The sequence below is a fragment of the Pseudomonas hamedanensis genome, from assembly GCF_014268595.2.
GTDB lineage: Bacteria > Pseudomonadota > Gammaproteobacteria > Pseudomonadales > Pseudomonadaceae > Aquipseudomonas > Aquipseudomonas hamedanensis.
On record NZ_CP077091.1, the window covers coordinates 868,018 to 890,873 of the forward strand.

At 59.9% G+C, this 22,856-nt stretch carries 17 protein-coding genes; 5 read left to right on the forward strand and 12 right to left on the reverse strand.

Annotated features, from left to right (window positions below; translation table 11 throughout):
- Window positions 1-32: 32 nt before the first annotated feature.
- A complete protein-coding gene (locus tag HU739_RS03795) occupies window positions 33-2,921 on the forward strand; it encodes an RHS repeat-associated core domain-containing protein (protein ID WP_186551431.1) in 2,889 nt (962 codons plus the stop codon).
- 131 nt (window positions 2,922-3,052) lie between these two features.
- On the opposite strand, the gene HU739_RS03800 is transcribed toward HU739_RS03795, so the two are convergent.
- The 3 genes from HU739_RS03800 to HU739_RS03810 form a co-directional block, all read right to left on the reverse strand.
- On the reverse strand, window positions 3,053-4,723 hold the full coding sequence (locus HU739_RS03800; RefSeq protein WP_186551432.1) for an ATP-binding protein: 1,671 nt from the start codon (window positions 4,721-4,723) through the stop codon (window positions 3,053-3,055).
- Window positions 4,720-6,222: an ATPase domain-containing protein gene (locus HU739_RS03805; protein ID WP_186551433.1), complete on the reverse strand. Its 1,503-nt coding sequence runs from the start codon at window positions 6,220-6,222 to the stop codon at window positions 4,720-4,722. Before HU739_RS03805 ends, HU739_RS03800 begins: the two co-directional genes overlap by 4 nt.
- Window positions 6,223-6,354: 132 nt before the next feature.
- Window positions 6,355-7,410, reverse strand: coding sequence for a tetratricopeptide repeat protein (locus HU739_RS03810; RefSeq protein ID WP_186551434.1), 1,056 nt, complete (start codon window positions 7,408-7,410; stop codon window positions 6,355-6,357).
- Between the two features lie 170 nt (window positions 7,411-7,580).
- Here HU739_RS03810 and HU739_RS03815 point away from each other — a divergent pair, with 170 nt between their 5' ends.
- The 3 genes from HU739_RS03815 to HU739_RS03825 are packed head-to-tail and all read left to right on the forward strand — an operon-like array spanning window position 7,581 to window position 10,876.
- Window positions 7,581-9,716, forward strand: a complete 2,136-nt coding sequence (locus HU739_RS03815) for an FUSC family protein (RefSeq protein WP_186551435.1) — start codon at window positions 7,581-7,583, stop codon at window positions 9,714-9,716.
- A complete protein-coding gene (locus HU739_RS03820; RefSeq protein ID WP_186551436.1) occupies window positions 9,706-9,906 on the forward strand; it encodes a DUF1656 domain-containing protein in 201 nt (66 codons plus the stop codon). Before HU739_RS03815 ends, HU739_RS03820 begins: the two co-directional genes overlap by 11 nt.
- 25 nt (window positions 9,907-9,931) lie before the next feature.
- Entirely contained in the window at window positions 9,932-10,876 is a 945-nt protein-coding gene (locus tag HU739_RS03825; protein ID WP_407681953.1) for a biotin/lipoyl-binding protein, read from the forward strand.
- A 203-nt stretch (window positions 10,877-11,079) separates the two neighbouring features.
- On the opposite strand, the gene HU739_RS03830 is transcribed toward HU739_RS03825, so the two are convergent.
- From HU739_RS03830 to HU739_RS03855, 6 genes are all read right to left on the reverse strand, one after another.
- Complete coding sequence (locus tag HU739_RS03830) at window positions 11,080-12,501, reverse strand: efflux transporter outer membrane subunit (RefSeq protein ID WP_186551438.1); 1,422 nt, start codon at window positions 12,499-12,501, stop codon at window positions 11,080-11,082.
- On the reverse strand, window positions 12,498-15,677 hold the full coding sequence (locus HU739_RS03835) for an efflux RND transporter permease subunit (protein ID WP_186551439.1): 3,180 nt from the start codon (window positions 15,675-15,677) through the stop codon (window positions 12,498-12,500). The genes HU739_RS03830 and HU739_RS03835 overlap by 4 nt, the downstream gene beginning before the upstream one ends.
- 15 nt (window positions 15,678-15,692) lie before the next feature.
- The gene (mexE, locus tag HU739_RS03840) at window positions 15,693-16,946 is read right to left on the reverse strand and encodes a multidrug efflux RND transporter periplasmic adaptor subunit MexE (RefSeq protein ID WP_186551440.1); all 1,254 of its coding nucleotides are present in this window, start codon (window positions 16,944-16,946) and stop codon (window positions 15,693-15,695) included.
- Window positions 16,947-17,220: 274 nt separating this feature from the next.
- Entirely contained in the window at window positions 17,221-17,673 is a 453-nt protein-coding gene (locus HU739_RS03845; protein WP_186551441.1) for a DUF805 domain-containing protein, read from the reverse strand.
- A gap of 17 nt (window positions 17,674-17,690) precedes the next feature.
- Window positions 17,691-18,038: a DUF4190 domain-containing protein gene (locus HU739_RS03850; RefSeq protein ID WP_186551442.1), complete on the reverse strand. Its 348-nt coding sequence runs from the start codon at window positions 18,036-18,038 to the stop codon at window positions 17,691-17,693.
- Between the two features lie 191 nt (window positions 18,039-18,229).
- Window positions 18,230-19,243, reverse strand: coding sequence for an aldo/keto reductase (locus tag HU739_RS03855; protein ID WP_186551443.1), 1,014 nt, complete (start codon window positions 19,241-19,243; stop codon window positions 18,230-18,232).
- Between the two features lie 99 nt (window positions 19,244-19,342).
- Here HU739_RS03855 and HU739_RS03860 point away from each other — a divergent pair, with 99 nt between their 5' ends.
- The gene (locus HU739_RS03860) at window positions 19,343-20,224 is read left to right on the forward strand and encodes a LysR family transcriptional regulator (RefSeq protein ID WP_186551444.1); all 882 of its coding nucleotides are present in this window, start codon (window positions 19,343-19,345) and stop codon (window positions 20,222-20,224) included.
- Between the two features lie 162 nt (window positions 20,225-20,386).
- On the opposite strand, the gene HU739_RS03865 is transcribed toward HU739_RS03860, so the two are convergent.
- The 3 genes from HU739_RS03865 to HU739_RS03875 all read right to left on the reverse strand — a co-directional run bounded on the left by HU739_RS03865 (window position 20,387) and on the right by HU739_RS03875 (window position 22,767).
- Window positions 20,387-20,743, reverse strand: coding sequence for a type II toxin-antitoxin system RelE/ParE family toxin (locus tag HU739_RS03865; protein WP_186551445.1), 357 nt, complete (start codon window positions 20,741-20,743; stop codon window positions 20,387-20,389).
- 2 nt (window positions 20,744-20,745) lie between these two features.
- A complete protein-coding gene (locus tag HU739_RS03870; RefSeq protein ID WP_186551446.1) occupies window positions 20,746-21,036 on the reverse strand; it encodes a type II toxin-antitoxin system ParD family antitoxin in 291 nt (96 codons plus the stop codon).
- 150 nt (window positions 21,037-21,186) lie between these two features.
- Window positions 21,187-22,767 carry a RimK family protein gene (locus tag HU739_RS03875; RefSeq protein ID WP_217844299.1) on the reverse strand — a complete coding sequence of 527 codons (1,581 nt, stop codon included), beginning with the start codon at window positions 22,765-22,767 and terminating at the stop codon, window positions 21,187-21,189.
- Window positions 22,768-22,856 lie beyond the last annotated feature (89 nt).

Here is a 22,856-nt window from a genome sequence, read left to right on the forward strand (position 1 = left end):
AAGACCTCGTAACCACCGCGAGGTCACTGTTCATGCATCGTCACACGCCAAAGCTTGCCGTCATTGAACCTCGTGGTGCCGCGGTACGCGAGGTCTCGTACTTTCGGCGATCGGGCCTGGACGAGCTTCAAGCCTATGTCTGGCAAACGGTTCATGACCTTCCGCGCCGCGCGAGTCACACGCGTGATCCGCGGCTGTTTTTGCGCTTTCAAAGCGACGATACCTCTCCCGCCAACCAGACCAGCATCACCACTCTGTCCGGAGCATCCTTGTTATCGGTCAACGTGGATGCCGGTTGGCGTTTGACGTTGACGGGAGCGTCTGGCCAGCCTCTTGAAAGCTGGGATCAAAAGCTCAATCACCGCCGCGTGCAATACGATGCGTGGCTGCGCCCGACGTTCGTGTTCGACCGTTCGGCCGGCGAGTCCGAGCACCGAAGCGAATGCCTGTCTTACGCCGACGCCAGCATCGAGTCTGCCCGGCATAATCGCTGCGGGCAGTTGGTCCGTCATGACGACGCGGCGGGTTCGGCGTACTTTACTGAGTTTGGCCTCAACGGTGCGCCTATCGAGCAATCTCGGCGATTCCTCAAAGAACTGAATGAGCCGGACTGGCCTGAAGAGGCAAGTAAGCGCGACGCCTTGCTGGAAGATTGGAATGCCATCACCGGTATGGACTACAACGCTTCAGGTGACTTGATCCGGCACGTTGATGCGCAGGGCAATCAACAATTGCTGCGACAGACCATGGCCGGGGAATTGGCCCAGGCGTGTCTGAAACCGGTCGGCGCCAACGAATACACTACGTTAGTGGCTGATATCCGCTACAACGCGTCTGGTCAAATAGAACAGCAAACTGCCGGTAACGGGGTCGTCACTCGCAGCGTTTTCGACTCGCAGAATGGACGGCTCAATAGCTTGGCCGCGCAAGCGGCCAACGAGCCGGTGCTGCAGGATCTCGCGTATGACTATGATCCGGTGGGCAAGTTGCTAAGCATCACCGACAGCGCTCAGCCGATCCACTATTTCCGCAATCAACGAGTCGCGCCTCTCACCGCCTATGGGTACGACACGCTTGGGCAATTGATCAAAGCCTCTGGTCGGCAACGAATCCGGGCCCTGAGCGGGCCGCAGCTGCCCGAGTTCATCTCACCGGCGGATCCGCTGCAGCTGGAAAATTATCAGCAGACGTTTGACTACGACAGCGCTGGTAACCTTTGTATGCTGCAGCACACCGCCGACAGTGGTTCGCGCTGTGAACGCACGGCTGTCGCGCTGACAAGCAATCGTAGTTTGCCGTACACCGTCGCAGGTGAACGACCGGATGAGGTAGAAATCGCCAGGCGTTACGACGCCAACGGCAATCTCAACCTGCTGCAAACAGGCCAAAATCTTCTTTGGGACAGGCGCAACCAGTTGCGCCAGGTCCATCAAGTGATTCGTAAAAACGGTCCCAACGATAGCGAGTGCTATTTTTATGACTGCACGGGTCAACGTCTGCGTAAAATCCGCACGGCACATACCCCAGAACTGACCCGCACCCATGAAACCCGCTATTTGCCGGGGCTGGAAATCCGCACTACACCTGAAGAAACCCTGCACATCATCACTGTTCAGGCTGGCCGCTGCACTGTGCAGGTCCTGCACTGGGAAAGGGGTCGGCCCTCGCGTGTCGCCGACAATCAACATCGCTACATCCTCACCGATCATCTGGGCTCCAGCAGTCTGGAGCTGGATTTCGAGGCGCACCTGATCAGTCAGGAAAGTTACTATGCCTATGGCGCCACAGCTTGGTGGGCCGGGCGTGACGAGGTCGAGGCCAGTTACCGGACGGTGCGCTATTCAAGGCAAGAGCGCGACGCCACTGGTCTTTACTATTACGGGTTTCGTTACTACATGCCGTGGCGACAGCGATGGCTGAGTGCCGACCCAGGGGGCACCCACGATGGGCTGAATCTGTACGCGATGGTCGGTGGCAACCCGGTCGGGTATGTCGATTTGCAGGGCTTGTCGCGATGGGAGACGGCCAAGGCGATGATATGGGCCGGTGGCTTTGACTTTGCAGCAAAAGTGCCTGCGGCGGCTATCGGCTATCTCATAAAGGCTGCGAATCCGGCGAGTTGGGTGTTGGCAGTTGCAGGCGGGGCTTCGGCAGCGATCAATGGGGCGATCACGGGAGCAGCATGGGTCGCTCATAATCAGAATGAAGATATCGGTCGTTTACGGCGATATGCAGAGCGTTCCGCGGGAGCCTTGGGAGGCGCAGTATTAACGGCTGCTCCTGTGGCGGTTGAGCATTTTTTCACCCCGGGATTGAATCTTGCGGCAATCGATCAGATCACGTCATTAGGGGATAACTTCGGGTTTGAATTTTTTTCTCAATTCGAAGCAAGCCGGCCGAACAATGATTGGACGGGGACGCCTCCAAGAGCCGGTATTAACGCTGAGATCGGCGCTACGGTGCTGACTAAAGGGGTTTCCAAATTAATTGATTACAACCTGTTTGGTCCTGCGCAATCCCTTTCTGTAAGCCTTGCCCAAGAGGTTTTGTACCCCGCAGCTACCAAAGGGGCGGTGGCCATGAGTATGAGTTTTTCCCGCAGTTATTTCCCGGAGGAGGCGCCATACCAGGAAAGTCGAGATCTCTCGCAGTTTTCAGTTGTAAAACAGCTCAGCAATGTGGCCGGCCGAGATTCTTTTAGCGCGGTCCCTCGACTGGCGGCGCAAGGGCTGCAGCTTGAGGGCGTGAGCGCCGTAATCAGCGACGGCGTACGAGAAACCGTGAATTACGCTGTAAACTCCGGGTTTCAGATAATGCGAAATGCTTATAAACGCGACATAAAGTCCGGCCTGCAGAAAATGGTGAAAACGAATCGCCCACCGCTTGCTGACACAAAGGTTCAAAACTATGGGGCCGTTTGAGATTACCTGGCGCTTCTTTAGATCGTTTACCAGGCTGCGCAGCAAAGGCGGTTAACTTCAAATCAGCGCGAAGCAACTGCCCTGTTGATATAAATGGCGTGACCTGCTGTTGATGGGAGCTGATCATCAGATCATCCCCGGATCATCTCGCGCACCTTGGCGGTCAGTAGATCAAAGGTGAACGGCTTGGTGATCATCTGCATCCCTGAGTCGAGGAATCCGCCGCGCACCGCCGCGTGTTCGGCGTATCCGGTAATGAACAATACCTTCAGGCCTGGTCGGTACTGGCGGCCGACCTCCGCCAGTTGCCGGCCATTCATGCCGGGCAGGCCGACATCGCTGATCAACAGGTCGATGCGCTGCGAAGAGTTCAGGATCGGCATGGCGCCGTCCGCATCACTGGCCTCGACGAAGGCATACCCCAACTCACTGAGTACAGCGCTGACCAGCACGCGTACGGCCGGATCGTCTTCAACGATGAGCACGGTTTCGCCATCCATGGCATAGGGCGCTTGCTGCGAATCCGACACAGGGAGTTCGATTTCCTCACCGCGAAAGCGCGGCAGGTACAGTTTGACGGTGGTGCCCTGGTCAATCTCGCTGTCGATCGACACATGGCCGCGTGATTGTTTGCTGAAGCCGTAAATCATCGACAGGCCCAGCCCGGTGCCCTGGCCGATGGGTTTGGTTGTAAAGAACGGGTCGAAGGCGCGGCTGACCACACTTTGCGGCATGCCGCTGCCATTGTCGGTAACGCTGAGCATGACGTAATCACCAGGCTCCAGATTGCTGTAGGCCTCGGTGAACTCCGGATGCAGCACCTCATTGCTGGTCGCCACCACCAGTTTGCCGCCTTCGGGCATGGCATCGCGGGCGTTGATCACCAGGTTGAGCAGGGCGCTTTCCAGTTGATTGGGGTCGGCTTCGGCGACCCAGAGGTCGTCATCCAGGCGCATTTCCAGATGAATACTTTCGTTGAGACTGCGTTGCAGCAGTTCACCCATCGACAGCACCAGCGTGTTCATTTGCACGGCTTTGGGGTCGAGCGACTGGCGCCGGGAGAACGCCAGCAGGCGGTGGGTCAGGCCGGCGGCGCGGTTGGCTGAGGTCACGCCAAGGTCAATCAGGCTGTCGAGGTCTTCGGTACGGCCCCGGGCCAAACGCCGGCGCAACAGTTCCAGGCTGCCGATAATACCCGTCAGCATGTTGTTGAAATCGTGTGCGATGCCGCCGGTAAGTTGACCGACCGCTTCCATCTTCTGCGACTGGCGCAACGCTTCTTCGTTATGACGAAGTTGCGCAGTGCGTTCTTCGACCTGTTGTTCGAGGGTCTCCAGGGTCGATTGCAGGCGCCGTTCGCTTTCGCTCAGATCAATCAGGCGGTCGCGGGCTTCATATTGTCGTCGCCGTCCGCGCAAGGCCGCGGTGACCAGACTGACCAGTGTCGCCGGGTGGAAGGGGCGCTCAAGAAAGGTCACGTTGCCGAGCAATTCGCTCAGGCCGGACGGCGGGCCTTGTTCCTGGCCGCCGTGATGGGTCAACAGCACGATGGGCAGGTCGGACCAGGCGGGCTGCTGATCGAGGTAGAGGATCAGCCCTTCCAGCTCTGGCCCGCGCAAGGCTTCCGCAGCGATCAACAGCAGCCCGGCGCCGAATTCGAGTTCGGCGCACAGGGCACCGAGACTCGCCGTGATCTGACCCTCGTAACCTGCTTCGTTGAGGATCTTCAGCGCGATCTGACTGTCGCGACCCAAGGGCGCCAGAATCAGGACCCGTTCGGCCAGCGGCGTGTTGACCGTCACAAGCTTTCATCCTCGAGCAATGGATTGCTCGCTCCCATGTAGGTCGGCACGCCACGCAGTACGCCCTGAAAGGACTCCAGCGGTTGCCCGATGGTCATGCCGCGCGCGGAAATCCGGTATTCACGAATGGTCGATTCATGGTTGCCGGTGCGTTTCTTGATGATCGATATGGCCCGACGGACTTTGCCCAGGGCTTCGAAGTAACGCAACAGAATCACCGTGTCGGCCAGGTAAGTGATATCGACCGGCGCCTGCATGTCGCCGACGAGGCCATGCTGGGCAACGGTCATGAAAGTCGCCGCGCCTTTACGGTTCAGGTACAGCAGCAATTCGTGCATGTGCAGCACCAGCGCGTTTTCTTCCGGCATTGCCGCTTGATAGCCGTTGATGCTGTCGATGACCACGGTCTTGATGTCGCGCTCATCGACACAGCGCCGAACGCGGTATGACAATTCGCCTGGCGACAATTCGGCGGCGTCGACTTGTTCGATCAGCAAATTGCCGGTCGCCTGCAAGGCTTTGAGGTCGATGCCGATATGACGCATGCGTTCGAACAGCAGGCCCAGCTCTTCGTCGAAAATGAACAGCGCGGCCTTCTCGCCGCGGGCCACGGCGGCGGCCGCGAAAATCATCGAGATCAGCGATTTGCCGGTACCGGCCGGACCCAGGATCAGGGTGCTTGAACCGGTTTCGATACCGCCACCGAGCAGCGCGTCGAGTTCCTTGATGCCGCTCGATAATTGCAGTCGCGCATAGTCGCCGCGATGCTCGGCAGCGACCAGGCGTGGAAACACGTGCACGCCGTCGCCCATGATGGTGAAGTCGTGAAAGCCGCCACGGTATTTCTGCCCGCGATACTTGACTACGCGCACCCGGCGGCGCTCCGCGCCGTAGCTCGGCGTCAGCTCTTCGAGGCGAATCACGCCATGGGCCACGCTGTGCACGGTTTTGTCGAGGGATTCGGTGGTCAGGTCGTCAAGCAACAGGACGGTGGCGTCATAGCGCACGAAGTAGTGCTTGATTGCGAGGATTTGTCGGCGATAACGCAACGAGCTCTGCGCCAGCAGACGGATCTCCGAGAGGCTGTCGAGGACGACGCGCGTCGGTTTGAAGCGTTCGACCACCTCGAAAATCTGCCGGGTTGCCTCGCCCAGTTCAAGGTCCGAGGAGTACAGCAGGCTTTGCTGGTGCTCGGCGTTGAGCAGGCTTTCCGGCGGCGTCAGCTCGAATATTTCGATTTTTTCGTTCAGCTCCCAGCCATGGGAGAGTGCGCCCTGGCGCAGTTCCTTCTCGGTTTCCGAGAGCGTGATGTACAGGCAGCGTTCGCCTGCCAGCGCGCCGGCACGAAGGAAATGCAGGGCCACCGTGGTTTTACCCGTACCGGGTTCACCCTCGAGCAGGAACACGTGGCCACGAGACAGTCCACCGGCCAGAATGTCATCGAGACCTTCAACGCCGATGGCGGCTTTCGCACTGATCAACTCGTTTGATGTAGTCAAAAAACGCCCTCTTATGACTAGGGAATCAGGCGACTGGCTTAAGTGAGCCGCCTGAGTTAGTTGACCTCATGGCGTGTTCACGGTTCCGCTTTTTCTTTCGATAGATGGCAGATTGCGCTCACTGAGCCTTGATCAGAGGCCTTGCTGCAGGGCCGGGTCGTCCGGGTTCAACTGCTCAAGTTGCGCCAACAGAATCTGCACGTTTTGCAGCTGGCCGCTTTCTTTCCAGTAGTTGATCAAAAGGACCCGCGCCTTGCGGTCGGCGGGGTGGCGCTGGACGATTTCCTGCAATTGCTTTTGCGCCGCTTCCAGCTCTTCTGCGCTGTGCAGGGTGGTCGCCAGGTCGTAGCGGTAATCTTTGTTGTCCGGTTCCAGCTCGACTGCCTTGGACAGGCCGAGCAGGGCGTATTCACGCTGGCCATGGTGCAACAGCCACAGGCCGAGGGCGTGTTGCAGATAGGCCGAATCGGGTTGCGCCTTGAGTTGTTGGGCGAGCAATTGACGCGCGGCATCGCTCTGGCCCTGACGGTCGAGCACATCGATCTGCATCACCAGCGCCGGCAGATTGCCGGGTTCCAGCCGCAGGGTATTGTCCAGTGCCTGTCGGGCCTGCTTGTATTCAGCGTTATGAATGTAAAGACGCGCCAGTTGCGCGTAATTGGCAGCGCTTTCCGGCTGTCCTTCAAGCGCCTGTTGCCAGCCATCGATCGCTTGCTGCAACGGGGCGAAGTACAGCCCCAGCTCGTCAGGCGTCAGACCGAGCAGGGCATTGATGGCGGCGAAGCGGACCGTCTGATCCCCATCGTCCAGCAACGGTCCGAGCAGCAGACTGCGTTGCCCGCCGGGCACCAGACCGACGACACTTTTAATCGCAGCCACGCGCACTTGTGGCGCTTCGTGGTGTAAGTCCGCGTCGGCCAGTTTCAAGGCCTGTGGACTCGGATAATTAGCTAATTCACCATGTAGCCAGACCCGACGCTTGACCGAGATGTCCGGCCGGCCCATTTGCTGGTACAGCTGACGCGCCGCGCCGGGTTCGCCGGTTCGGGCTGCGTTCAACGCTTCGCTGTAGCCATGTTTGATAGCGTCGGGGAGGGTCGGTGTGGCGCTGCGCAAAGACAGCCAGACGACACCGAGGACCAGTACGAGGCCAAGGCCGATCAGCAGGTTGCGGCGGGACTGAGTCATGCGGGTTTCCGAAAGCTTCGAACTTGAGCAGAGCGGCAAGCTTCGGTCAGCTTGGCGCGTGAGTCAAACCCTTGCCAGCGAATCGTCCTACGCGTCGTGTCGACTGTGAAATCCGTCAGGCTTTTGAAGCAGTGTCTACGCTTGCAAAAGTCGTTTTAAAGAGTGTGCCCATGCCAGCGCTGTTTGCTTACTTCAAGGCTTTGATCCATCCCGGCCAGGCTGTTTTGCTGTTTGCCCTGCGCACCATCGCCGCCGGGCTATTGACCCTTTATCTGGCGTTTGTGTTCGATCTCGAGCAACCCAAGTGGTCGATCATGGCCGTGGTCATTGTCAGTCAGCCACTGGCGGGAATGGCGTTGGCGCGCAGCTTTGGCCAAGTGATTGGCACCACTGTCGGCGCGGCGGTGGCAGTGCTGATCATGGCGATTTTCCCTCAGGCGCCGTTGCCGTTCATTACCACGCTGGCCCTGTGGCTGGCGCTGTGCACGGCGGGCGGCACCTTGCTGCGCTACACCAGCTCCCAGGCGTTCGTGCTCAGCGGATACACTGCTGTGGTCGTGGCTTTGCTGGCGATTCCGGATCAGGACGGTACGTTTCTGCTCGCCGTCACTCGCGTCACTGAAACCCTGCTGGCGGTCGCTTGCGTTTGCGTGGTCAGCCTGTTGACGGCCCGGCCGGAAGCCGTCGCCAAGGGTTATTTTTCCAAGGTCGATCAGGTGATCAAACTGGCCGCCAGCCACGCCGCCGAGGTTCTTCGCACGGAAGAAAGCGAAGCCGATTTCCAGCGTCGGCAAATGCAGTTGCTCGGTGAAATCAGTGCGCTGGAAGGGTTGCGGCGCCATTTGTATTTCGATGCGCCACGGTTGCGCAGCGCCGATAACCTTGTATTGCTGCTGGGCAACCAACTGATGTTGCTGACCTCGCGACTTACCGCACTGCGTCATCAACGCGAACTGCTCATAGAGCGCTGGGAGGGCGATTTGCCGCCGCAGGTTCAGCAACTGCGGGCCGAGGAGCTGGCGTTACTGGATCAGTTGGCGCAACAGGGCCGTGCACTCCCTGGTGAGGACCGGCAGCGCTTCGTCACCTTGCAGCAACAGTTCGAAGCGCTGGCGTACAAAGCCGAGCAACAGACCGAGAACATGAGCGCGACCCTGCGCTCGCTGGCCTGGGCCTTACGCTGGGAGCAGGCGCGACTGCTGCAGCAACTGGAGCAGATTCTTGAGCTGAGCGACGCCATTCAGCAAGGGCGACCGGCCAGTTGCCTGTATCGTGGCCAGTCAAGTCCGCTGCATCTGGATTTCACCCTGGCCTCGATGAACGCCATTCGAGCCTTTACTGCGCTTCTGGTCGCCGGGCTGATCTGGATCGAAACGGCATGGGACGGCGCGCGGGGCGGGATGATTCTGGTGGGGATTCTCTGCTCGCTGATGGCGACCTTTCCACGTCCGCTAATGGCTGCGCAAAGCTATGCCAGAGGGTTGGGACTGGCGCTGGTGGTGTCGGCGATCTATCAATTCATGCTGGTGCCGGCGATCAGTGATTTCGAATTGCTGGCCTTGCTGCTGGTGCCGCTGTTGTATGCCATTGCCGTCGGTATTGCCAGTCCGGCGACTGCCGGGATCGGCATGGGGCTTGGCCTGTCGAGTTTCCTTATGATCGGGCCACAGAACTTCGGCACCGGGCAGAACACAGCGATTCAATGGTTCGAATTCGCCGGTGCCTACGTCAGTGCAGCCATGCTGGCGCTGATCGTCTATGCGCTGATCTTTCCGTTCCGCCCAGGCTTGCGAATTCGTCGGTTGTACGGCGAAGCGCGCGAGCAGGTATATCAACTGAGCAAAATGCCGGCGACCGATGAACAACAATTCGCCTTCGAGAGTCGGATGACCGACCGACTGACCAGCATGCTCGGCCTGCTGCCAGCGGCAAATGAGCGCGCCGTGCAGCGATTGTATGAAATCAGTCTGGCTTGTGTAGCGTTGGGAGTGGCCATGCATCAGTTGCGTCAGCAGGCACAGAGCAACGCCTTGTTGACCGAGGCATTCACTCAGCGCCTGGCGTCGGCGTTACGCAAGACCGGTCGTTTCGTCGCCGGGCGTCAGGATGTACAACTCGCAGGGTTGCTGGCCATGCTGCACGAACTGGGCGATGAACTGGATGATTTGCATGCCACCAGTCATGAGCATTTATGGTCGGTGTTCCGCATGCGCGTGGCGCTACTGATCGTTGTGTCGTTCCTTGAACGCCACGGCGAGTATTTGCAACCTGAAGCTCTGGATGGAGAACCGCAACTTGCCCATTGATTTCGAGATTGGCGGCGTCTATCTGCCGCCGATTGCCCAGGCGCTGTTACTGGCAATTCCCATCTTCATGTTGCTGGACGGGTGTTTGCGGCGCCTGGGCGTGCTGCGTCTGGTCTGGCATGAGGCGCTGTTCGAGGGCGCGCTGTATGCCTGCGTCTGTGCCACGCTGATTTTGTTGATGGGAGCCTGATGCCTTGAAAGCGCTAGTTGCACGAATGACGACCGTGGCGGTGGTGATCCTGGCGATCGTCCTTGGCTGGTTCGCCTGGGAGTATTACACCCGCGCGCCCTGGACCCGGGATGCCCGGGTGAGGGCAGATGTGGTGACGCTGTCGGCCGATGTCTCCGGACGTATCGTCAAGCTGGCGGTGCAGGACAATCAGCATGTCGACAAGGGCCAGTTATTGCTGGAAATCGATCCGGCGCGTTATCAATTGGCCGTAGAACATGCCCGGCGTTCGGTCGAGGTATCCAAGGCTTCGCTGGGGCAATCGCAAGCGGCGATTGTTGCCAGTGAAGCGTTGCTCAAACAACGCCAAAGCGAGGAGCGCCGGCGACGCACGCTGAAACAGGGCTTCGCCATTTCCGGCGAGGAATGGGAGAAATCGAGCACTGACGTGGCTGTCGCTCAGGCTGACCTGTTGCGTAATCAGGCCAACCTCGGGCTGGCCGAGGCCAATGTGCGGTTGGCGATTGCCGCGCTGACCCAGGCCGAACTCGATTTGCAGCGTACCCGCGTCGAGTCGCCGGTCAGCGGTTACGTGACCAACCTGCTGACCCGTCAAGGCGATTACGCGCAGGCAGGCGGCGCACTGCTGGCGCTGGTCGACAGCGATTCGTTCTATGTCAGTGGTTACTTCGAGGAAACCAAGCTGCCGCGAATCGAGGAGGGCGACCGGGTGCGCATTCAGTTGATGAGCGGAGAACGTTTTGGCGGAACGGTCGAAAGCATTGCTTTTGCCATCGCCGACCGCGAGAACGCCCCCGGCAGCCGGCTGCTGGCCAATATCAACCCGAGCTACACCTGGGTGAAACTGGCGCAACGGGTGCCGGTGCGGATTGGCATTGACGGTGATTTCGCCGGCAAGAATCGCTTGCGCGCCGGTACAACCGCAACCGTCACCGTCCTGGAAGATCACAACTCTCAAGACCAGCCCTGATCCACTGTGGGAGCGAGCCTGCTCGCGAAGGCGGAGTGTCAGCCACCGGTGATTTGCCTGACAGGGTGCTTTCGCGAGCAGGCTCGCTCCCACAAGGGACCTCATTGACCGAAAAAAGGCATAAAAAAACCCCGCGACCGAATGATACGCGGGGCAAAAGAATTGGTTGGTTGCGGCCAACCAAAGGAGCTCTTTAACAATCTTTACTTGCTGGCGACGGTCTCCGGTTGCCAGCCACCGCCGAGGGCTTTGTAGATCGCGACGATGCCGCGATACAGATCGACTTCGGCCTGGGCCTGGCTGTCTTCGGCGTTCAGGCGCTCGCGCTGGGCGTCGAGCAACACAAGGAAGTCGGTGGTGCCTTCGCGATAGCGGATCTCGGCGAGATCGGCAGCCTTGCGGCTTGATTCGCTCTGACGGATCAGCGAAATGAGGCGTTGCTGGCGTTTGCCGTAATCGCTGAACGCGTTTTCCGACTCTTCCAGGGCCAGCAAGACCTGTTGCTCATAGGTCGCCAGCGCACCTTCGGCTTCTGCATCGGCGCCGCGCAAACGGGCGCGCACGCTGCCCAGATCAAACGCTGCCCAAGTGATGCTCGGGCCGAGCGCCCAGGCATTGGCGGCTGAGGAGCCGATTTGCGAACCACGCCCGGCGGTCCAGCCAAGGAAGCCGCTGAGGCTCACCCGTGGGAACAGATCGGCTTTAGCCACACCGATGCGCGCCGTGGCCGATGCCAATTGGCGTTCGGCGCTGAGGATGTCCGGACGACGTTGCAGCAGCTCGCCCGGATCGCCGATCGGCAAGGCCTTGGCAATGGCCGGCAGGTCTTTCGGGCTCAAATCGACAGTCAGCTTGTCCGGACGCTCACCGAGCAGGGTGGCGATACGGTTTTTCTGCCGAACCTGCTCCGCCTGTAACTGCGGGATGGTCGCTTCGACATTGGCCAGGCGCGCATCGGCCCGCTCGACGTCCAGTTGATCGCCGACGCCGGCATCACGCAGGCTGATGGTGATCTTGCGCGACTCCTGCTGGTTGTTCAGGTTGGCCACGGCGATCTTCTCGCGCAACTGGGCGCCGCGCAGTTGACCGTAGGCATCGACCAGTTCGGCAATCATGGTGACCTGCAACTGGTACAGATCGGCTTCAGCCGCTTGCTGGTCGGCATCGCTGGCTTCCAGATTGCGCTGGATGCGCCCGAACAGGTCGAGCTCCCAGGCCATGTCCAGACCCAGGTCATAGCGTTCACTATTGACCCGGTCGGTGGTCTGGCCGGGAATCTGACCCTTGCCCAGATCACTGCTGGCGCGGCTGGTGATGGTCGGCATCGCGTCGTTGCTGGCGTCGTCGCGGATCGCCCGGGCGGCTTTCCAACGGGCGAACGCCACGCGCAGTTCACGGTTGCCTTGCAGCGATTGCGTCACCAACTGGTTGAGGGTCGGATCGTCGAACTGCTGCCACCAGATGCCTTCGAATTTCGACCGGTCGAAGTTCTTCTGGCCGGCGGCGCCATCGGTGGCGGCCGTGATATTGGCCGCCTCTGTGGCTGGGGTCTTGTAGTCGGGGCCGACGGCGCAGGCGCTGAGGGCCAGCACCAGCAGGGTCGGCAGGAAGACTTTCAGACTCATTGTTGCGCCTCCAGTTTCAGCGCCTTGGCCGTCTTGCGGGCCTCGCTGCGTTCAACGAAGTTACGAATCAGCACGTAGAACACGGGGGTCAGCAACAGACCGAAGAAGGTCACGCCAAGCATCCCGGAGAACACGGCTACACCCATGGCATGACGCATTTCGGCACCGGCACCACTGGAGAACACCAGTGGCACTACACCCATGATGAACGCGAAGGAAGTCATCAGAATCGGCCGCAGACGCAAGCGGCAGGCTTCCAGGACCGCGGCGAGCGGGTCGAGGCCTTCTTCCTGTTTATCCTTGGCGAACTCGACGATCAGAATCGCGTTCTTACAGGCCAGTCCCACCAATACGATCAAACCGATCTGGGTGAAGATGTTGTTGTCACCGCCCGAGATGATCACGCCGGTGATGGCCGACAGCAGGGTCATCGGTACGATCAGGATCACCGCCAGTGGCAGGCTCCAGCTTTCGTACTGAGCGGCGAGTACCAGGAATGCCAGCAGCACGCAGAGCGGGAACACGAACAGTGCGGTGTTACCGGACAGAATCTGCTGATAGGTCAGGTCGGTCCACTCGTAGGTCATGCCGTTCGGCAACTCGTCCTTCAGCAGTTTTTCGATGGCTTTTTCGGCCTGGCCGGAGCTGTAGCCGGGGGCGGCGGCACCGTTGATTTCAGCGGTAATGAAGCCGTTGTAATGCATCACGCGATCCGGCCCCGAGGTGTCGCTGACCTTGATGAAGGTCGCCAGCGGGATCATTTCGCCTTTGTTGTTGCGTACTTTCAGTTGACCGATCTGATCGGATTCGAGGCGGAACTGCTGCTCGGCCTGAACGTTGACCTGATAGGTGCGCCCGAAGCGGTTGAAGTCGTTGGCATACAGCGAACCCAGGTAGATCTGCAGGGTGTCGAAGATGTCGCTGACGGCCACGCCGTGGGTCTTGGCTTTTTCACGGTCGATGGCGGCATCGACCTGCGGCACGTTCACGGTGTAGCTGGTGAACAGGCCGGCCAGTTCTGGCACGCTGTGACTCTTGTTGATGATGTTCATGGTTTCCTTGTACAGCTCGTCGTAGCCGAGGTTGCCCCGGTCTTCGATTTGCAGACGGAAACCGCCAATGGTGCCCAGGCCTTGTACCGGCGGTGGCGGGAAGATCGCCATGTACGCTTCCTGAATGTTGGCGTACTGCCCGTTCAAGGCACCGGCAATCGCCCCGGCGGACATGCTCGGGTCTTTACGCTCGTCGAACGGTTTCAGGGTGACGAACACGATGCCGGCGTTCGGGCTGTTGGTGAAGCCGTTGATCGACAGGCCCGGGAAGGCTACGGCGCTTTCCACGCCTGGCTGTTTCAAGGCCAGGTCGGACATGCGCTTGATCACGTCTTCGGTGCGATCCAGGCTCGCAGCGTCCGGCAACTGAGCGAAGGCCACCAGGTATTGCTTGTCCTGGCCGGGCACGAAACCGGTCGGCGTGCTGGAGAAACCGAAGAACGTCAGCACCATCAGGCCGGCATAGAGGAACAGCGCGATGCCACTGCCGCGAATTACCCGGCGCACGGTACCGACATAGCCATGGCTGGCGCGATCGAAGAAGCGGTTGAACGGGCGGAACAGCCAGCCACCGAAGAGCTTGTCGAGCACCCGGGAGAAGCGGTCTTTCGGCGCGTCATGGGCCTTGAGCAGTACCGCAGCCAATGCCGGCGACAGGGTCAGCGAGTTGAACGCCGAAATCACGGTCGAGATGGCAATGGTCAAAGCGAACTGCTTATAGAACTGTCCGGTGAGACCAGAGATGAACGCTGCGGGAATAAACACCGCACACAGCACCAGTGCCGTCGCGATGATCGGCCCCGTCACCTCACGCATGGCGCGTTTGGTGGCCTCGACCGGGGTCAGTCCCAGTTCGATGTTGCGTTCGACGTTTTCCACCACGACGATGGCGTCGTCAACCACGATACCGATGGCCAACACGAGGCCGAACAGCGACAGAGCGTTGAGCGAAAAACCGAACAGGTGCATGACCGCAAACGTACCGATCAACGATACCGGCACCGCCACCAATGGAATGATCGAGGCGCGCCAGGTCTGCAGGAACAGGATGACCACCAGCACCACGAGGATCAGCGCTTCGAAGAGGGTGTGAACCACCGCTTCGATCGAGCCGCGCACGAAAATCGTCGGGTCATAGACGATGCTGTAGTCCATGCCCTGCGGGAAGCCTTTCTTCAGCTCGTCCATCTTCGCGCGCACTTCGTTCGAGATGTCGATGGCGTTGGAGCCAGGGCGCTGAAAGATCGGGATCGCGACCGCGGGCTGGTTGTTCAGCAGCGAACGCAGGGCGTATTGGCTGGAGCCCAGTTCTACGCGAGCAATGTCCTTGAGACGGGTGATTTCACCATCGTCGCCTGCACGAATGACGATGTTTTCGAACTCCTCCTCAGTGACCAGACGGCCCTGAGTGTTGATCGACAGCTGAAAACTTTGCGCCGTCGGGGCAGGGGGCGCGCCCAACTGGCCGGCGGCGACTTGACGGTTCTGCTCACGAATGGCCGTCACGACATCGGTTGCGGTCAGGTTGCGCGAAGCGGTCTTGTTCGGATCGAGCCAGACCCGCAGCGAATAGTCGCCCATACCAAACAACTGCACATCACCGACACCGCCCAGACGGGCGAGCTCGTCCTTGATGTTGAGGATCGCGTAGTTGGACAGATAGAGCATGTCGTAGCGCTTGTCCGGTGAGGTCAAGTGCACAACCATGGTCAGGTCGGGCGAAGCCTTGTCGACGGTGATACCGATGCGCGTCACTTCTTCGGGAAGTTTCGGCTCGGTACGGGTCACGCGGTTCTGCACCTGCACCTGCGCGTTATCCAGGTCGGTGCCCAGCGCGAAGGTGATGGTCAGGGTGATCTTGCCGTCAGCGGTCGATTGCGAGGACATGTACAGCATGTTCTCGACACCGGTGATGGCCTGCTCCAGCGGAGCCGCCACGGTTTCACCGATGACTTTCGGGTTGGCGCCCGGGAAGTTGGCGCGGACCACCACGGTCGGCGGCACGACTTCGGGGTATTCGCTGATCGGCAGCTGGAACAGCGAGATCGCACCGGCAATCAGGATCAGCAGCGACAGCACCGCTGCGAAGATCGGCCGGAATATGAAGAACTGGGAAAAATTCATCGGAGTTGTCGTCCCTTAACCGCGTGGGGTCGTAGCAGCCAGCTTCGCAGCCGGACCCGAGGCGCCTTTGGCAGGGGCGACTTTAGGCAGGTTGCTGGCTTCCAGCGCTTGACGTTGTTGAGCGAGTGCCGCGAGGGTTTGTTCGCTGGCCATCGGGATCACTTCAGGCGTCACTGGCGAGCCAGGACGTACCCGTTGCAGACCCTTGACGATAATGGTGTCGTCCTTGTTCAGACCGTTGCGCACGATCCGCAGGCCCTCGATTTTCGGCCCCAGCTCGACGGCGCGATAAACGGTTTTGTTGTCCGCATCCATGACCAGAACGAATTTCTTGCCCAGGTCCGTGCCGACGGCTTCGTCGTTGATCAGCATCGCGTTATAGGTGCCGCTGCCGACCAGTTTCAGACGTGCATACAGACCAGGGGTGTAGGTGCCATCGCTATTGTCGAACACCGCGCGGCCACGGATGGTGCCGGTTTTCGGATTGACCTGGTTGTCGACGAAGTTCATCTGGCCCAGGTGCGGGTTGCCGTCTTCGTTGGACAGGCCCATGTACACCGGAGTCGTCGCGCCGCGCTGGCCGTTACGGGCGAGCTGGGTGTACTTGAGGAACACACGCTCGTCGGCGTCGAAGTAGGCGTAGACCTTGTCGGTCGACACCACGCTGGTCAGCGCGGTGGTATCGGCGGTCACCAGGTTGCCGGCGGTGATTTCGGCACGGCTGACGCGACCACTGATCGGCGCAGTGACACGGGTAAAACTCAGGTTCAGCTTGGCCAGATCGAGTTGCGCCTGCAGGGCACCGACAGCGGCGCGGGCTTCCTGGGCGGCGGTGGTGCGCGAGTCGGCGAGTTCGGCGGAAATCGCGTTGCTGGCGCGCAGACGTTCACCGCGGCTCGCTTCGTTTTCATTGCGGCTGGCGGTGGCACGGGCCTGGGCGACCAGCGCTTCGAGGCGGCGCACCTCAGCCTGGAACGGACGCGGGTCAATCTGGAAGAGCAGGTCGCCTTTCTTGACCAGCGCGCCTTCAGTGAACGCGACTTGATCAATCTGGCCCGACACCCGTGGACGAATCTCGACGGTTTCCGGCGCTTCGAGGCGCCCGGTGAATTCGTCCCACTCGTTGACCGGTTGTTCCAGCACCTTGGCCACGCTGACTTTTGCCGCAGGCATCGTGGCGGCAGTCTCCGGAGTCTTGCCGCAGGCGCTCATCACCAGTACGGCCAACATGGCCAACGGGAAGCGCAAATGTTTGAGTGACTGTTCCATGGAATGCATCCGCCAAAGTATTGAAGATGGGCGGATGATGCTCGGCGGGGTGTGATGGCACGAATCGAATGAAGCAAAGGTAACTATCATTCGGAATGATATAAGCACCAGATCAGCCCTCTAGCATGGGCCTTTCGTTAGGGCACTATCAATTGTATCGGTGACAAAAGTGTGTTGCGAGAACCGCAACGATTCCGATCAGCCGTGGATGCGCCTGCCAGAAATAAAGAAACGGCCATGAAGGCCGTTTCGATCAGCGGGTCGCCGCTGTGTGTCAGTTTATGCCTTTGCGGTTGGCACCGAAGCGATTCGGCCCCGGCTGGCTGTCTTGGGCCAGGAATACGATATTGACGATCGGCAGCAGCAACCACCAGCCGCTGCGATCGGTGTCGTGCATACGGCGCACACCGACGGCAATGCTCGGCACCAGCAGCGCCAGATTATAAATGCCTTGCAGGACTCCACCGGTGTTCAAAAAGCCATCCATGAAACCCATGACGAACGCGATACCCATGTTGATCAGGAAGAACAGCCAGTATTCACGACGCGTAGCGCGACCGTTGAACACGGCGTAATTCTTCAGCGCCTCAAGGTAGGGGTTGCCTGTGGTGATGGCAGGGCCGCTTGGGTAGGTTTGCTGAGCTGCCTGAGGCGCGCCGCACTGAGGGCAGGCCAAGGCCAGCGTACTTATTTCCTTGGCACAACCGCGGCAGAAAACCATGCTCATGTTTTTTTCCCTAAAAATTATTGAATCGATAGACAGCAAAGAATCAACGCGGTGAAGCCTGACAATATGATGCCGGCGATCGCGAGGTTTCTTCCCGAGTGTTTTTCGTTGATGCAGACGATGCCGCAAGTGAGACCTGCGACGCTGAACAGTCCGACGCCGAGGATCGTTTCGATGTCCCATTCGGAATCATCAAAAAGGGTGAGAGCGCCGATAATTCCGCAGATCAGCGAAACGATGGCGAGCCAGGGAACCCCGGCTTGCGTGGGTGGCACGAAGGCCTGTTGGCTTGCCCCGCATTGGGGGCAGGTGAGCGCCGTTTCATGAAGCTCCTTGGCGCAAGCACGACAATAGACCATTGCCATCGTTTTCCTTAACTGAGTGCTAATGCCCGACCCTCCATCGGCGGGGCGGCGGTAATTTAATCTTTATTACAGGATTTGTCACGGCTCTTTGCCATCATTGGGCGGAGCCCGTCGCCGCTCTCAGTCAGGCGGCGACGGGGCGGGGACGGGGCGGGGACGCCGTCATCGTGAGCGCAGCGGCAAATCTGCGCTCAGCACGCAGCTGCCTCGGGCACGTTGGTGCCCATGCCCTCGGGCAGCAATGGCGCGATCTCGGCCAGTTCATCAGTGCTCAGGCGAAATTCAGCCGCGCCGAGCAGCCCGTCGACTTGCGCCGGCCGGCGTGCGCCGACGATAGCACCGGTCACAGCGGGTTGCCGCAGCACCCAGGCGATTGCCACCGCCGCCGGTGTCAGCCCGTGGCGCTCTCCGATACGGCGGAAGGCTTCGACCAAGGCCAGATTCGCGGTCAGGCGTGGTTCCTGAAAGTCTGGGCTGCGGGTTTTGCGCCAGTCGTCGTTCGGCAAGCCGGCGATGCGTTGACGCGTCATGGCGCCGCTCAGCAGGCCCGATTGCAGGGTGGAATAGGCGATGACGCCGATATTCGCCTGCTCACAGAACGGCAAGATGCCGGCCTCGACCTCGCGCATTAACGCCGAGTACGGCGGCTGGAGCGAGGCGATCGCCGTCACCGCCTGAGCGCGTTTGAGTTGGGCCACGTCAAAGTTCGATACGCCGATGGCGCGAATTTTCCCCAGTCTGCGCGCCTTGTCCAGTACCGAGAGTGCAGCTTCGATGCCTTCGTCCGGGCCACCCGGCGGAAAGGTCGGCCAGTGGATCTGGTACAGGTCGATGGTCTCGACCTGGAGGCGGCGCAGACTGTCGTCAATTTCTTGCGCCAGCGATGCCGGTGCCAGCGAGTGCGAAATCTGCCGACTCGCGCGATCCCAGACCAGACTGCCCTTTGTAAACACCAGCGGACGGCGCGAGGCAGGCATGCGTCGCAGCAACTGCCCGACAACTTCCTCGGCGTGGCCCAGGCCATAGACGGCGGCGGTGTCTATCCAGTTCACCCCACGCTCCACCGCGTATTCCAGCGCGGCAAGGCTCTCAGCGTCGTCTTGCGCGCCCCAGCCAAATTCCCAGCCGGGCCCGGCGATGGCCCAAGTACCCAGCCCTATCGGTGAAATCATGAGGTCGGTGCTGCCGAGTCGTTGCTGCTGCATGTCAAGTTCTTCGATCAGTGAGAAGGCGCCAGTGTCACTTGGTCGATAGAAGTTGATAAGCTGGGTTTTGCTTGATTGGTTGCTGAGAAATATTCATCAATGACACCTGACCTACACGATCTGGATGCCTTCGCGGCGGTGGCGCGGCATCGCAGCTTTCGCAAGGCTGCGGCTGAGCGCGGAGTGTCCGCTTCAGCCTTGAGTCATGCCATGCGCAGTCTGGAAGAACGGCTGGGCATGCGTTTGCTTCACCGCACAACGCGCAGCGTGACGCCGACCGAGGCGGGGCAGCGGCTGTTGGAGCGCCTCGACCCAGCGTTGCGAGAAGTGGCCGACGCGCTAGCGGACCTGACCGCCTTGCAGGCCGAGCCGAGCGGCACGCTGCGCCTGAATGTGCCGCGCCCGGCAGCACGGTTGGTGCTGGCACCGATGCTGGCGGGATTCGTGGCGAAGTACCCGCGCGTGCGAGTAGACGTCGTGACCGACGACGGTCTGGCCGACATCGTGGGGGATGGTTTCGATGCGGGCATCCGTTTCGGCGAGAGTCTGGCCGGGGACATGGTGGCGGTGCCGGTCGGGCCGCCGCAGCGTTTCGCCTGTGTGGCCGCGCCGGCCTATCTTGCCTTGCGCGGCACGCCACAGACGCCGCGCGAGTTACTCGGTCACGCCTGCATTGGTCGCCGTTTCCCAAGCGGCAAGCGCTATGCCTGGGAGTTTCAGGCCAATGGCGAGCCGCTGACTATTGAAGTCAGCGGCCCCCTGACGTTCGACGACGACGTGCCGATGATCCAGGCCGCGTGCGACGGCGCGGGCGTGGCCTACGTCTATGAGGCGATGGTGCGCGACGACTTGGCCGCAGGTCGGCTGAAGGCGATATTGGCGGGCTACGCTGCGCCGCCGGGCCGGTTCTTTCTCTACTACTCCGGACGGCGGCACCTGCCCGCCGCGCTGCGGGCGTTGGTAGATTTCATTCGGGTGTGACGGGGCGTGCGTTGTTGTCAGGCTTGTTAACTTCGATGCCTCACGCCTTTAGAGACCCCACTTTTGCCCCCATTCGTACCGAGTGTGCGTGTGATCGCGAATGGCGATCTTCGACGGACTTCGCTATTCCTGGCCAGTTAAGCCGTTCGGCCAGGTCGCTGATCAGTCGTTAGGCAAGTGCAACTGCACTTCCATGGCGTCATGAAGGAGTCTGACGACCTCGATCACGTCGCCGTTTGTCACACGACAGAACACGATATGGCGTGGGCTTTTGACCGTTCCATGGGTTTGTTTGGCCTGCTGGCGTGAATAGATGAGGTGATAGCTGCGAAGGCCCGGTGCAAGTTCATCGCGGTCGTGGCTGCCAATGCGATAAGGCGTGTCAGCAAGCGCTTGCAACGCCGCGAGGATCAGCGCCTGGTAGCGCTGGCGTGCTTGATCGCCGAACTGCGTCTGAGAGAGCCTAAGGATATCGACAATGTCGACGCGCGCCGAGTTGGAAATCCGATACTGCGGCATACTCAGTGCTTCTCTCTCGTGGAGAGGGTTGCCTCCCGGCTCAAGCCCTCGAGGTAGTTCTCCAGATCACCCTCGGTCACCTGAGTAAAGCGCCCGTGCTCAAGATCCATGATGCCGATCGAGGTCGCCTGACGCAGTGCCTCAATTTTGGCGGTGTCTTCGGCGACGCGCTGCTCCAATAAACGTAAACCTTCTCGCATCACTTCGCTGGCATTCTGATAACGGCCGGACTGCACCAAGTCATGGGTAACCTGTTCCTGGTGAGGGGTGAGCACAACGTTTCGCGTCGCCATAACTAGCTCCAGGTCTATGCAAACAGGTACTTTTGGTTGTTGGCATTTTATGCCAATTTCGCTCAGGGAATAGCTTGGGGCCGACATCCGGCGATATCCTCGGTCACTTCAGCCCCGGCCCCGGTGGATAGAGTAACCTTCAATCATCGGTCACCACGCCTGGCCACGGTGTTTCAGTTCCAGCCTTTGCGTGAAGGCTTGGAGTACACGCAGATAGAGTTCGTTTCCAAGCACTGCGTCCTCAATGTCGGCGTCCAGGTTAGGGTTGTCGTTCACTTCGATCACCAGTACCCGATCACCTGCCTGCTTGAGGTCGACGCCGTAGAGCCCATCCCCGATGAGGCGGGCCGTTTGTACGGCAAGCAGTACGACTTCGGGCGGGGCTTGATCCACGGGCACCGCCTCGCACATCCCGTTGATTTCCCCAGAAGCCGCCTTGTGGTTGTAAATCTGCCAATGCCCTTTGGACATGAAGTATCTACACGCGTAAAGCGCCTCGCCGTTGAGCACACCGACGCGCCAATCGTATTCGGTGTAGCAATATTCCTGGGCAAGCAGCAGCACGGAGTGCTCGAACAACTCTTGGGCAGCAGTGGCCAGTGCTTGCGCGTCGATGACTTTGATGACGCCTCGTGAGAAACAACCATCGGGAATCTTCAGCACCAAAGGGAAACCCAGACGACGGCCGACATTCTCAAGCTCCTGGGGACGATCCTTGTAGAGTATCTCCGTCGCTGGCATGCCCAGACCTCGACGCTTCAGCAAGTCGGCCAGGTAAACCTTGTTGGTGCATCGCAGAATTGACGACGGATCGTCAATGACCACGAGTCCTTCGCTTTCAGCCTTCTTCGCAAACCGATAGGTGTGATCATCCACTCGTGTCGTTTCGCGGATGAACAGCGCGTCGAATTCAGCGAGGCGCGCATAGTCCTTTTTCTCGATCAGCTCGACATCGATACCCAGTTGTTTGCCGGCGTCGATGAAGCGCTCCAATGCCATCGGATTGGAAGGTGGTAGCGCCTCGGCAGGATCATGCAGGATGGCCAGGTCGTATCGGGCAACGCGTTTGGATGCGGGCTGTCGCCAAGTCCTGCGGTTGAAGGTATCCAGCGCGTCAGCGAAGACATGCTGTTGTTCGTCCCGAAGCTTGTGCAGCGCCCCGGCTTTGATACCTGCGATCTGCCACGTCTCACCCCTGCGAAATTCCACCAGCAGGATGGGGCAGGGGAAGGCCTCGAACAGTTGGCGACCGATCTCTTGCAGCGTTTCAATCGACGCCTTGCCGAAGTATAACGAGAGCGTGAAGGCTTCGGTTTCGCCGTAGGGATGGTTTGCCAGCGCTCCCTCCAAGGTACGCTCAAGATCATTCAGCCCGACGCCGTAAAGCGCTTTGCGTGCCAACTCGCTGACGGTGCGTACCGAGGGGAAAACCTTCTGCCCGCGGGCCTCGGCCAGCAATGAGCAGTAGTAACCCTGGCCGAGGTATTTGTAATTGCGGCAGAGGTTGATGACTTGGGTACGGTGAGGAAAATCATCACTGTGTTCAAGGTAGTCCTGAGCGAGCATCAGGCTCTCGCTGGGTAAGTAATCGGCCCAGTCGTCCTTCCGCTCCACGAGGATCAGCAGTCGACTCCCTGAGTGTTTGAGACTGGGAGGTTCCTCGCTGAGGGAGATTGTCGAATGCTCGGTTTTGTCTAATACTTCGTTCACGTTGGCTTGCACCGCTGACATGAGTAATGGATCCCTGTTGAAGAAGACGCCGCTTCAATAAATCACGGGCTTCTCGGCCTGTCCCGGTTCGTTACTCAAAAATTACGGTG